The following is a 12,780-nucleotide window of genomic DNA, read 5'->3' as shown; positions in this document are numbered from 1 at the left end:
CAAGGCTGTCTGAACCGAGCGACGGTTCGGCCGACTCATCTGGGTACAGTGCAACCATCTCCAGGGTGGCACGTTGTGGTGATTCCCGATCCAACGCTTGTTGTGATCAATCCAACGAAGGATGTCAGTCGTGGGCAATGGCAACATCGGGGTTGGCAATGAATCCGCGGCCACCAAATCCGGCCAGCAGCAACAGATGACGGCCGCGATGCCGCAGCAGGGCGCTCACGTGATGGGCGACAATGAGTGCGCGCCGCAGAAGCTGGTACGCCTCGTCGGCTGCCGCGACTCGAAGGCGCGGCCCGTCCTCAGCCTCGGTGCGAAGCAGTTCGGGCAAACCAAAAGTTAGCTCGCGCGACGCTTCAGCCGACCGGGCCAAGCCCCTGCTCCTGCTATTGAATGAACTCGCCGCATTTCTGCACGGCGGCGGCATCGGCAGCGCCCCACGGCATGATCGGCACCGACGACGTCGAGTTCTTCGGCGAGCCCTCGATCAGCTTGTCCGAATAGACCATGTAGACCAGCACATTGCGCTTGGCGTCGCAGCCGCGCACGATCTGCATCTTCTTGAAGAACAGCGACCGGCGCTGACGGAACATGTCGTCGCCCTGGCTGAGCTTGGTCTTGAAGCGGATCGGCCCGATCTGCCGGCACGCCAGCGAGACGTCGGAGACCTCCTCGGCGACGCCAAGCCAGCCCTTGAAGCCACCCCTCTCCGGCACCGTAAAGTGACAGGCGACGCCCTCGACCTCGGGGTCGTCGACGCCATAGGTCGCGAGCTTGTCGTTGGGACTCACCCATTTGAACACCGTCGAGCGGCGGAAGATCAGGTCCGGCTCGTCAGCCGCATCCGCGGGATGCATCTGGCCCAAGGTCAGCAACACCAACAGCGCCGCGCACCCCCATCGAGACAAGCGTCGTACGTCACACAGGCTCACAGTTCTCGATGTCATTGAGGTCTCCGCGGGATGGGTTACGCCTATGTAGTGCGCAAACGCCGCACAGGTAGGCGCTGACAGTTCGGTGATCAAACCCGGCGCTTTAACCTCTTGTGAGGCTTTTTTGCTACTCTTTGGTCGAAAATTCGCCCCTCACGTAAGGGTTAGATCGCATGCGCTGGTGAACGCGTTCCGCGTCTGCGACAACCAACGAATAGTTTGGACTGGGATTCGGAATATGCGCGCAAGCGGACGTCGGATTTCGATTTTTGATTCTGCGAGCGGGCGGTTCTGGCAGTTTGCGATACTGACGGCGGCCGGCACAGTTGCCGCGTCCTCCCAGGCCAATGCGGCGCTCTATTACTGGAATCGCGACTCGGCGTTTTACGGCGATTACGAGCCGATGCCGCAGCCGCACCGGCAAAAGCCGAAGCGCAGCGCCACCAGGAAGAATCCGGCGATCGAGAAGGAGGCCGGCACCAAGCCGCAGGGTCCCCTGATCATCTCGGTCTCGATCGACCAGCAGCGCGTCAGCATCTACGATGCCAACGGCCTCTATGCCGAGAGCCCGGTATCGACAGGCATGAAGGGGCATTCGACCCCGATGGGTGTCTTCAGCGTCATCCAGAAGCAGAAGTACCACCAGTCCAACATCTATAGCGGCGCGCCGATGCCGTACATGCAGCGCATCACCTGGTCGGGCATCGCCATGCACGCCGGTGTGCTGCCCGGCTATCCGGCCTCGCATGGCTGCATCCGCATGCCGATGTCGTTTGCGGTCAAGATGTACAACTGGACGCGGATGGGCGCCCGGGTGTTCGTCACGCCGGGCACGATGGCGCCGGAGAGTTTCTCGCACCCGTTGCTGGTGACGCAGAAGGTCGCGCCGCAGCAGCCGGTTGCCGACGACATTCTGAAGATGGATGCCCCGCTCGGCGTGAAGAGCGACAAGGGCGTGGACAAGCCGCAGACCGGTCTCGATTTGCGCAGCAGCGTCGGCCATGCCGCCGCGTCGCTGCGCGACAACACCCACACCGCCGACGCCAGCGGCGTGATGCCGGCGGCGAGCGCGTCGGTGACGATGTCCGATGCGTCCTCTTCCGCGGCAAGCGACCCTATCGCGGAGAAGCTCGCAGCGGACCCGTCGCAGCCGACGAAGCCCGGGACCGCCGCCGCCGACGGCGCGGCCACCGACGACAAGACGGTCGGCGAAACCACTGGCAGCACCGACACGCCGAAGACCGAGGTCTCCGCGAACGACGCGGTGAAGGCCGAAGCCAAGGCCAACGAGCCGAAGCCGGACGCCGCCAAGCCCGCCGCCGCCGAGGCGCCCAAAATCGACACAGCAAGGACCGACGCATCGAAGACTGATGCGCCGAACGCCGATGCGGCCAAGGACGCTGCGGCCAAGGACGCTGCGGCCGCGGCCGCCGCCAAGGTGACGGATGCGGTCAAGCCGGCTGACAAGCCTGCCGAGGCCGCAACCGCCGCCGACGCGCCCGACGCCAAGAAGGATCCGGCACGGCTGCCGAGTGTCGCCAGGATCGACAAGCGCGCCGGCCAGATCGCGGTGTTCATCAGCCGCAAGGATTCCAAGATCTATGTGCGGCAGAATTTTGCGCCGCTGTTCGAGGCCCCGGTGACGATCGCGGCCGGCGATCGGCCGCTCGGCACGCATGTGTTCACCGCCGAAGCCGACAAATCGGATACGAACCTGCTGCGCTGGTCGGTGGTGACGCTGCCGAGCCGCAAAGCCCCCCGTATCGACGCCGACGAGCATGTCTCGCGTCGCCGCAAGGTGGCGGCCGCAGCGCCGGTCGAGGCCAAGCCGCAGCCAGCCACCAACACCCCGGCCGAGGCACTCGACCGCATCACCATTCCGGCGGACGTGATGGCGCGGATCAGCGAAGCGCTCGGCACCGGCGGATCGATCATCGTCTCCGACCTCGGCGTGAACCAGGGCGAGACCGGCGAAGGCACCGACTTCATCCTGCCGCTGCGCTGATCATCGATCTCACCGGCATTGCGAGGAGTTCGCGACAAAATTGCGAAGCAATTTTGTGCTGAAGCGACGAAGCAATCCATGGTTGCCCGAGTTGAACCATGGATTGCTTCGCTTCGCTCGCAATGACGATGGGCCGAACTGGCCCCCATCGGCCTCCTGCTACCTCGCCCCCCATAACGCCTTCTTGAAAACTTGCGCGTGCTCTCCTGGACTATAGTCCCCGCGAACATCTGTTCCGGGGACCAGACCATGATGGATCGCAGGACACTGATCGTGGCGGCGTTCGCTGCGGCCGCAGGATCCCGTGCGCTGTACGCTCAGCAGCCCGGAATGAGCCGGATCACTGCCTATGCCTTCTCATTCCCGGCACTGGACGGCGGCGACATCCGCCTCGCCGACTATAACGGTCGTCCCCTGATGATCGTGAACACGGCGTCGCTGTGCGGCTTCACCCCGCAATATGCCGGGTTGCAGCAATTATGGACCGAGTTCCGAGATCGCGGCTTCGTCATCATCGGCGTGCCCTCCAACGATTTCGGCGGACAGGAGCCCGGCGGCCCGACCGAGATCGCGGAGACGGCGCAGCATCAATACGGCGTCACCTTTCCGATCGCGGCCAAAGCAGTGGTCCGGGGAGCGAACGCGCATGCGTTTTACCGGTGGGCAGCGGAGGCGCGGCCGAAGGACGTGCCGCGCTGGAATTTCCACAAATACCTGATCGGACGCGACGGCTACATCGCGGACGTCTTCCCTGAGTCGGTCACGCCCGACGACACCCGCATCAAGACCGGGATCGCACGGACATTGGCGGCCGCCTGAGAAGCGACGATAATCCCCGGAATTAACTGATCCGACGAGGATTTTAGCCACAGGCCCGCCACGTTCATTGCCTTGGCGTCGTCACTGCGACTAGGGTACGATCGGTTGGGGGCGAAAGCGGCCCGGTTGCGGCAATGCCGGCACTGGATCGCGATCAGCAGGGAACACGCCATGCGCATTGCGACAGGTCTGATTTTCGCAGGGACCGTATCGTTGCTCGCCTCGAGCGCTGCCTGGTCGCAGACGCCGCCCGCCAAGGGCGGCACTGCTGCGCCGGCTGCAGCACCAGCGGCCGCAGCACCAGCGCCTGCCGCCGCGGCGCCCGCGCCCGCCGCAGCCGCCGCGCCAGTGCCGCCGAAACAACCGCCGCAGCCGGCGCGCGCCGCCTGCAGCAATCCGAACGCGCTCGGCGTTGCCCGCACTGTCGAGATCGACACCACAGGCGGACCCGGCTTCGGCTTCGAGCATTTCAAGCAGCTCGACTTCCTGCGCGACCATGAAGTGGTGCTGACCTTCGACGACGGCCCATGGCCTGGCAATACGCCGGCCGTGCTGAAGGCGCTCGCGGATGAATGCACCACGGGCATCTTCTTCCCGATCGGCAAGCACGCCACCTATCATCCCGAGATTCTGCGCCAGGTCTATGCCGCCGGCCACACGGTCGGCTCGCACACCTGGTCGCACGCGAACCTGAACAACAAGAAGCTGACCGAGGATCAGAAGAAGGACGAGATCGAGCGCGGCTTCGCCGCGGTCAAATGGGCGCTCGAGACGTCACCCTCGCCGTTCTTCCGCTTCCCGGCGCTGCAGCATCCGCCGGAGATGGTCACCTATCTCGGCACCCGCAACATCGCGATCTTCTCCTGCGACCTCGACTCCTTCGACTTCAAGTCGAAGAATTCGCAAGCCGTGATCGACACCGTGATGAAGAAGCTCGCCAAGCTCGGCAAGGGCATCATCCTGATGCACGACTTCCAGAAACACACCGCGGAAGCGCTGCCCACGCTGCTGACGCAGCTCAAGGCGGGCGGCTACAAGGTGGTCGCGATGCGTGCCAAATTCCCGGCGACCGTGCTGCCGCAATACGAGCAGGAGCTCGCCAAGGACGTCAAGCTGCCGACCGTAAGCTCGCGGCCGGTGAACAGCGTCGTCACCACGGTCGATCAGTAAACAGATTCTCGTGTCTGCGTTGCGTATCGAGGGTTTCGTCATCGTCTCCGCCGATGGCCGGTTGGCGAACGCCGGGAATGTCATGCCCGACGAGCTCAAGATCGAGGGCGACAAGCGGTTCTTTACCGCAGCCCTCGATCGCGCCGACCTCGTCGTGCATGGCCGCCACTCCCAGGAAGAGCAGCCGAACGCGCCGAAGCGGCGCCGCCTGATCCTGACCGGCAAGGTCGCGGCCATTGCGCCCGACCCTGATAATCCGAAGGCGCTGCTGTGGAATCCCGCAGGCTGTCCGTTCGAGACCGCAAGCCGCGAGGCCGGCGTGACCTCGGGCATGGCTGCCATCATCGGCGGTCCCGGCGTGTTCGGCATGTTCATGGACCGCTACGACACGTTCTGGCTCTCGGTCGCATCGAAGGTGCGCATCCCCGACGGCGAGCCGTGCTTTCCCGGCGTCCCTGCCCGGACCCCGCAGCAGGTGCTGTCAGCACACGGCCTCGTCGCCGGCGAAGCGCAACTGGTCGATGCCGCGCATGAAGTCAGCGTCACGCCATGGCGGCGGATGGGTTGAAGACTGATCGAAGTCCGTCGGATGGTGGAGCGCAGCGATACCCATCGATCGCTCGGCACAAGAGATGATGGGTTTCGCGGAGTTTATCATCGGGCCGCGCTTGCGCGGACCCGTTGGCTCCACCCATCCTGCTACGCTGCCGTCGTATCTACACGTCCCCATACGCCGGGTCGTCGCGGCGCGGGCCGCGGCCGTAGCCGGCGATGATGAACAGCGCGCCGATCAGCGACAGGTTCTTCAGCGCATCGATCAGGGTCCTGAGATTGTCGGGCGCCGGCTGATTCCAGAAATCATGGAAGTAGAAGGTGACGCAGCACACGTAGATGATCAGCAGCAGCGCGAAGAACCGCGCCAGCACGTTCACCGCGATCATCAGCCCGGCGACGATCTCGAAGCCGCCGACCACGATCGCGAGCAGCTGCATGAACGGCATCCCGACGAAGGTTTCGATCTGCTGCGTATAGGGCGCAGCCACGGCCGGGATCGTCACCTTGGCTGCGATCACATCCGCCGTGGCCTGGATGCCGAACAGCTTGCTTGCTCCCGAATAGAGGAACAGCACGGCGAACAGGATCCGCCCGAAGGTGATGAACGCTGGCATGGGTCGGCCTCACTGGATGGCAGAAATCGGACGAAGCAGGCAGAGCGATTATGGCCGCCCCGCCTGCTTCGATCAAATCGAATTCATCTCGGCCCAAGCACGATCTGGAAAACCGCGCTGCGGTCTTCCGAACATAACGTGCTCAAACAACGCCCGTCAGCCGAACAGCGTCGGCTGCGCGCGACCAGCGCGCTCCTGGGCCTCGACCGCGGCGACTGCGGTCATGTTGAGGATGCCGCGCGCCGTCACACCCGGGGTGAGGATGTGGGCCGGGCGCGCCGGACCGATCAGGATCGGCCCCACCGGCAGTGCGTTGGCCAGCGATTTGATCATCTGATAGGCGATGTTGGCGGCGTCGAGGTTCGGCATGATCAGGATGTTGGCCTCGCCTTCCAAGCGCGATTGCGGCAGCACCAGGCGCCGCGCCGCAGCGGACAGCGCGGTGTCGCCCTGCATTTCGCCGTCGGCCTCGATCTCCGGATGCTTGTCCTTCAACAGCTGGGTGGCCCGCCGCATCTTGCGCGAGGAGTCGGTATCATAGCTGCCGAAGTCGGAATGTGACACGAACGCGACCTTGGGCTTGAACGCGAAGCGCTGGACGTGGATCGCCGCGAGCGAGGCCACTTCGGCGAGTTCCTCCGCACTCGGATTCGGCCGCACCTGGGTATCGGCGAGGAAATGGGCACCGGTGGAAGTGATCATCAGCGCAAGCGCGGCATAGTCGCTGACCCCCGGCAGGAAGCCGATGATCTCACGGACATGACGCAGATGGCTCATGTAGCGGCCCTCGACCCCGCACAGCATCGCGTCGGCCTCGCCGCGCGACACCGCTAGTGCCGCGATCACCGTGTTGTTGGTGCGGACCACGGTCCGCGCCGCCTCCGGCGTCACGCCGCGCCGGCCGGCGACGTCGATATAGGATTGCACATAGGAGCGGTAGCGCGGATCGTCCTCGGGATTGATCAGGTCGAAATCGCGGCCGGCCTTGATCGACAGGCCGAAGCGCTTGATCCGCGTCTCGACCACCGACGGACGGCCGACCAGGATCGGCCGCGCCAGCTTCTCCTCGAGCACCACCTGGGTCGCGCGCAGCACGCGCTCATCCTCGCCCTCGGCGTAGATCACACGCACCGGCTGGGTCTTCGCCTTGGCAAACACCGGCTTCATGGTGAGGCCGGAGCGGAATGCGAAGCGCTCGAGATTGGCGGTGTACTCGTCGAAATTGGTGATCGGCCGGGTCGCGACGCCGGACTCGATCGCGGCCCTGGCCACGGCCGGCGCGATGCGCAGGATCAGGCGCGGATCGAACGGGCTCGGGATCAGCGAGCCGGGGCCGAACCCCTGGGTCTCGCCGGTCTCGAAGCCATGGGCCACCGCATCCGACGGCGGATCGCGCGCGAGCTGCGCGATCGCATCCACCGCGGCATGCTTCATCGCCTCGTTGATTGCGGTGGCGCCGACGTCGAGCGCGCCGCGGAAGATGAACGGGAAGCAGAGCACGTTGTTGACCTGGTTCGGGAAGTCCGACCGTCCGGTGCAGATCATCGCATCGGGACGCGCCAGCCGCGCCTCGTCCGGCATGATCTCCGGCACCGGATTGGCGAGCGCCATCACCAACGGCTTGTCGGCCATCTGCTTGACCATCTCGGGCTTCAGCACGCCCGGCGCCGACAGCCCGATGAAGATGTCCGCGCCCGGAACGACGTCGGCCAGCACGCGGGCGTCGGTCGTCTGGGTATAGACCGCCTTCCAGCGATCCATCGTGGTGTTGCGGCCCTCGTAGACGACACCATCGATGTCGCAGACCCAGATGTTCTTGCGCTGCGCCCCCATCGAGACCAGCAAATTGAGGGTCGCGATCGCCGCGGCGCCCGCGCCGGAGCAGACGATCTTCACGTCGGACAGTTGCTTGCCGTTCAGGAGCAGCCCGTTGACGATCGCGGCGGCGACGATGATGGCGGTGCCGTGCTGGTCGTCGTGGAACACCGGGATCTTCATGCGCTCCTTGAGTTGCGCCTCGATCTCGAAGCACTCCGGCCCGCGGATGTCCTCCAGGTTGATGCCGCCGAAGGTCGGCTCCAGCGCGGCGACGGTCTCGACCACGCGCTCGATCGTGTCGGCCTTGATCTCGATGTCGAACACGTCGATGCCGGCGAATTTCTTGAACAGCACCGCCTTGCCTTCCATGACGGGCTTCGAGGCCAGCGGACCGATATTGCCGAGGCCGAGCACCGCGGTGCCGTTCGAGACCACGGCCACCAGATTGGCGCGGGCGGTGAGCGTCGCCGCCTCGGCCGGGTTCTTGGCGATCTCGGTGCAGGCGGCGGCCACGCCCGGCGAATAGGCCAGCGCCAGGTCGCGCTGGTTGGCGAGCGGCTTGATCGCCTGGATCTCGAGCTTGCCGGGCCGCGGCAGCCGGTGATAGGCGAGCGCCGCGTTATGGAGTTCTTCAGACGATGACGACATGCGTGCTCCCCGCGTTTCCGGCCCAAATTTCTTGTTTCTGTGCTATCCAGGCAAAAGACAGTTGTCCGGCAAATCGAGCTGGATGTGAAGCATGTCCAGCCGCTTGGATGCAACATCCGATAATGTCCCCGTCAACAGGCCCGGTCGGGCGCGTTCACGGATGCGGCACCGTGCGGCCGCAGATTGGCAATTTTTTTCCCTTGATGATCCGGAGTTGACCGAATGAAGAAAATTCTGCTCGGCCTGATCGCGGTCGCAATCATCGCCGCCGGCGGCTATTTCGGTTTCGACTTCTACGCCCAGCGCCGGGTTACGCGCGACGTCGAGGCCGCCTTCCAGCAGATCCGTGCCTCCGGTGCCAAGGTGAGCCACGGCAGGATCGCCTTCGACACCAAGAGCCGCACCCTGACGATTTCGGACATCGCCACCGAGTCGGGCGCGCAATCCCCGATCAGCGTCAAGATTGCCAGCCTGACGATGATGGGGCTCGGCCAGCCGGACGCGGCACGGGTCTCCGCCGATCGTATCGAGTTCAAGGATGTCGAGGTCGGCGTGGCCGGATCGGCACCCGCGATCGGCTCCCTCACCTACAAAGCGCCGCGGGTCACGGTGAAGGACTATTCCGGTCCCGCCGGCCTGCCTCAACTTCCGGCCTTTTCGTCTTCGATCTTCGATCTGTACCGGTTTGCATTCACCCAGCTTGCGCGCATCAGCGCGTCATCGGTGAGCGCGCCCACCTTGACCGGACCGATGACCTTCAGCGCTGTCGCACACGCCGGCGACGGCGCCAGCGGCGAGTTCGCTTATTCGGGCCTTGCCATCGAAAACTTGAAGGACGGGAAAATCGCGTCCGGCAAGACCGAGAAGGTGGCGTTCACGGTCAGCCAGCAGGTGGACGGCACGCCGATCAAGATGAACGGCGAGCTCGCCAATATCGTCGCGACCGACATCGACGTCGGCGCGATGGCGGCGATATTCGATCCCGCCAAGGCCAACGACGATCGGGAGTACCGGGTTCAGGGGCATGTTTCCGCCGGCCCTTATGTCATCACCGCCACGACCACGCCTCGCATTAACATGCGGATCGACGGCATTACCGTTGACGACGTCAGGATCAACCCGTCGCGGATGCAACTGCCGGCGCTGATGGCAATGATCCCGCCGCCAGGAGCACCGCCACCGTCTGCAGCCCAAACGCGCGACCTGCTGGAGAAACTCGCTGACATTTATTCAGCCGCTGGCATCGGAAATGCCGAGATGCATGGGCTCTTGCTTGAGACACCGGAAACGCCGCTAAGGCTCACTTCGATGCGCTTCAACTTCGAACACGGTAAGATCGGCGAGCTTGCGGTCGAAGGACTCGATTCAGGTGCTCCGAATGGCACCCTCAAGGTCGGACGGTTCGCGCTGAAGTCGTTCGATGTCGCCAAGTCCGTGCGGCTAACGGCACAACTCGCCGGACAGAAGCCGACACCCGAACAGGCGCTGGCGCTGTTTCCTCTGATCGAGAGCGTCGAGTTCAAAGGACTCCTTTGGCCGTACAAGAATACTGGCAAACTGGTCAAGATCGACGTCTTCAGCCTCGACTGGGGTCAGTTCATCGGATCGATCCCGAGCAGGCTGCACCTAACCGCGAAGGTGGCGACACCGCTTGATGCGACCATCCCCGGGCAGCAGGCGCTCGTCGCAGCCGGCATCGACAAGATGGCGGTCGACGCCGATCTCGGCGCCGCCTGGACCGAGGCGTCACGCGCGCTCGCGCTCGAGCCGGTCAGGCTCGACATGGCGGGCCTGTTGAACGCATCGGCGAAGCTCACGCTCGCCAACGTGCCGCGCGAGGCATTTTCGGTCAGCCCCACGGAATCCATGGGCGCGGCGGCGCAGATCGAGGCCGGCACGATCGAGCTCACCGTGCACGACCTCGGCGTCATCGATCTCGCGGTCGCCCAATACGCCCGCACCCAGAACGTCAGCCGCGACGAGGCGCGCAACGCCGTCCTCAACAGCATCAAGACCCAGGGCGATGCGATCGGCGGCGCAAATCCCGATGCCACCGCTCTCGTCACCGCGATCAGCCAGTTCATCGAGACGCCGGGGCAGACGCTGGTCATCAAGCTGACCCCGCGCGCGAAAGCGCCGGCGCTTCAGCTGATGCAGTTGCTCAAGACCGATCCGCAATCGGCGCTGGCGCAATTCAAGATCGAGGCCTCGACGGGGCTGTGATGCCCCGCTCGATCCCGTAGCCCGGATGAAGCGAAGCGCAATCCGGGACCGGTGTCGGCGTTGGAGGGCTTCCCGGATTCGCTACGCTCCATCCGGGCTACGCACCTCTCTCGTCTAGCCCTTCGCCGGCAGGTTGGTACGGATGTGCAGCTCCTTGAGCTGCTTCGGGGTCGCTTCCGACGGCGCGCCCATCAGCAGGTCCATCGCCTGCTGGTTCATCGGGAACAGCGAGATCTCGCGCAGGTTGTTGGTGCCGCAGAGCAGCATCACGATGCGGTCGAGGCCGGCCGCCATGCCGCCATGCGGCGGGGCGCCGTACTGGAACGCGCGGTACATGCCGCCGAAACGGTCGATGACCTCCTGCTCGCCATAGCCCGCGATCTCGAACGCCTTCACCATCGCTTCCGGCTTGTGGTTGCGGATGCCGCCGGAGGCGATCTCGTAGCCGTTGCAGGCGATGTCGTACTGGAACGCCTTGATGGTCAGCGGATCCTGCGACTTCAGGGCGTCGAGGCCGCCCTGCGGCATCGAGAACGGGTTGTGCGAGAAGTCGACCTTCTTGTTCTCCTCGTCATACTCGTACATCGGGAAGTCGACGATCCAGGCGAGCTCAAACCGGTCCTTGTCGATCAGGTTCAATTCCTCGCCGAGCTTGGTGCGCGCGAGACCAGCGAACTTCCAGAACTTCTCGGGATCGCCGGCGACGAAGAACGCCGCATCGCCCTCCTTGAGGCCGAGCTGGTCGCGGATCGCTGCCGTCCGTTCGGTGCCGATGTTGTTCGCAAGGGGACCTGCGCCCTCGCCGCCCTCGCGCCACATGATGTAGCCGAGGCCGGGCTGGCCTTCGCCCTGCGCCCACGAGTTCATGCGGTCGCAGAAGGCGCGCGAGCCGCCGCCGGTGCCGGGGATCGCCCAGACCTGGTTCTTCGGGTCTTCCAGCATTCGCGCGAACACCTTGAAGCCGGAGCCGCGGAAGTGCTCGGAGACCTCCTGCATCACGATCTTGTTGCGCAGGTCGGGCTTGTCGGAGCCGTATTTGCGCACGGCTTCGGCAAACGGAATCCGCGGCCAGTTTTTCGTCACCGGCTTGCCCTTGGCAAAATCCTCGAACACGCCTGTTATGACCGGCTCCATCGCCGCGAACACGTCGTCCTGGGTGACAAAGCTCATCTCGACGTCGAGCTGGTAGAATTCGCCCGGCAGGCGGTCGGCGCGCGGGTCCTCGTCGCGGAAGCACGGCGCGATCTGGAAGTAGCGGTCGAAGCCCGACATCATCAGCAGCTGCTTGTACTGCTGCGGCGCCTGCGGCAGCGCGTAGAACTTGCCGGGATGGATGCGTGACGGCACCAGGAAGTCGCGCGCGCCTTCCGGCGACGACGCCGTCAGGATCGGGGTCTGGAATTCGAAGAAGCCCTGCTCCTTCATCCGCTTGCGCATGGAATCGACCACCGCGCCGCGGGTCATGATGTTCTGATGCAGCTTCTCGCGACGCAGATCGAGGAAGCGGTACTTGAGCCTGATGTCCTCAGGATATTCCTGCTCGCCGAACACCGGCAGGGGCAGCTCGGCCGCCGGGCCCAGCACCTCGATCTCCTTGATGTAGATCTCGACCATGCCGGTCGGCAGTTCGGGATTGTCGGTGCCGGCGGGACGGCGGCGTACCCGGCCGTCGATCCGCACCACCCACTCCGAGCGGAACTTCTCGACCTCGGCGAACGCCGGCGAGTCCGGGTCGGCCACACATTGGGTGATGCCGTAATGGTCGCGCAGATCGACGAACAGCACGCCGCCATGATCGCGGACCCGGTGGACCCAACCGGAAAGCCGGACCGTCTGCTCGATATCGCCCTCTCGGAGCGCGCCGCATGTGTGTGACCGGTAGCGATGCATTTTAGTCCCAAAACTGATGTCGGAGGATCGAATCGCGACAGGGCCAAAATGCCCTATCCGAAGTTGCGGAGGGTTTAGCCGACGAGGCCCCCTGCGGCAA

At 64.7% G+C, this 12,780-nt stretch carries 10 protein-coding genes; 6 read left to right on the top strand and 4 right to left on the bottom strand.

Going from position 1 to position 12,780, the window contains the following annotated elements:
- Window positions 1-121: 121 nt before the first annotated feature.
- Window positions 122-349 carry a hypothetical protein gene (locus ACVILL_RS30700; RefSeq protein WP_456732476.1) on the top strand — a complete coding sequence of 76 codons (228 nt, stop codon included), beginning with the start codon at window positions 122-124 and terminating at the stop codon, window positions 347-349.
- Between the two features lie 43 nt (window positions 350-392).
- On the opposite strand, the gene ACVILL_RS30695 is transcribed toward ACVILL_RS30700, so the two are convergent.
- Window positions 393-953 (bottom strand): CreA family protein, encoded by a 561-nt coding sequence (locus tag ACVILL_RS30695; protein ID WP_456732475.1) that lies wholly within the window; start codon window positions 951-953, stop codon window positions 393-395.
- 223 nt (window positions 954-1,176) lie between these two features.
- Here ACVILL_RS30695 and ACVILL_RS30690 point away from each other — a divergent pair, with 223 nt between their 5' ends.
- The 4 genes from ACVILL_RS30690 (at window position 1,177) to ACVILL_RS30675 (ending at window position 5,500) form a co-directional block, all read left to right on the top strand.
- A complete protein-coding gene (locus ACVILL_RS30690; RefSeq protein WP_456732474.1) occupies window positions 1,177-2,943 on the top strand; it encodes a L,D-transpeptidase in 1,767 nt (588 codons plus the stop codon).
- Between the two features lie 249 nt (window positions 2,944-3,192).
- Window positions 3,193-3,762 carry a glutathione peroxidase gene (locus ACVILL_RS30685; RefSeq protein WP_456734406.1) on the top strand — a complete coding sequence of 190 codons (570 nt, stop codon included), beginning with the start codon at window positions 3,193-3,195 and terminating at the stop codon, window positions 3,760-3,762.
- A gap of 171 nt (window positions 3,763-3,933) precedes the next feature.
- Window positions 3,934-4,932 carry a polysaccharide deacetylase family protein gene (locus tag ACVILL_RS30680; RefSeq protein WP_456732473.1) on the top strand — a complete coding sequence of 333 codons (999 nt, stop codon included), beginning with the start codon at window positions 3,934-3,936 and terminating at the stop codon, window positions 4,930-4,932.
- Between the two features lie 10 nt (window positions 4,933-4,942).
- Window positions 4,943-5,500 carry a dihydrofolate reductase gene (locus tag ACVILL_RS30675; protein WP_456732472.1) on the top strand — a complete coding sequence of 186 codons (558 nt, stop codon included), beginning with the start codon at window positions 4,943-4,945 and terminating at the stop codon, window positions 5,498-5,500.
- Between the two features lie 148 nt (window positions 5,501-5,648).
- On the opposite strand, the gene ACVILL_RS30670 is transcribed toward ACVILL_RS30675, so the two are convergent.
- Both ACVILL_RS30670 and ACVILL_RS30665 read right to left on the bottom strand, forming a co-directional pair.
- Window positions 5,649-6,101 carry a DoxX family protein gene (locus ACVILL_RS30670; protein ID WP_456732471.1) on the bottom strand — a complete coding sequence of 151 codons (453 nt, stop codon included), beginning with the start codon at window positions 6,099-6,101 and terminating at the stop codon, window positions 5,649-5,651.
- A gap of 156 nt (window positions 6,102-6,257) precedes the next feature.
- Complete coding sequence (locus tag ACVILL_RS30665) at window positions 6,258-8,567, bottom strand: NADP-dependent malic enzyme (protein ID WP_456732470.1); 2,310 nt, start codon at window positions 8,565-8,567, stop codon at window positions 6,258-6,260.
- A gap of 222 nt (window positions 8,568-8,789) precedes the next feature.
- Here ACVILL_RS30665 and ACVILL_RS30660 point away from each other — a divergent pair, with 222 nt between their 5' ends.
- Window positions 8,790-10,790 (top strand): hypothetical protein, encoded by a 2,001-nt coding sequence (locus ACVILL_RS30660; RefSeq protein WP_456732469.1) that lies wholly within the window; start codon window positions 8,790-8,792, stop codon window positions 10,788-10,790.
- 114 nt (window positions 10,791-10,904) lie between these two features.
- Here ACVILL_RS30660 and aspS read toward each other — a convergent pair whose 3' ends face one another.
- Window positions 10,905-12,680, bottom strand: a complete 1,776-nt coding sequence (gene aspS, locus ACVILL_RS30655) for an aspartate--tRNA ligase (RefSeq protein WP_456732468.1) — start codon at window positions 12,678-12,680, stop codon at window positions 10,905-10,907.
- Between the last annotated feature and the right edge of the window lie 100 nt (window positions 12,681-12,780).

It is taken from the genome of Bradyrhizobium sp. USDA 3364 (genome assembly GCF_054056355.1).
The sequence above is the reverse complement of the archived record's forward strand: the minus strand, read 5'-3'. Positions and strand labels throughout refer to the sequence as shown.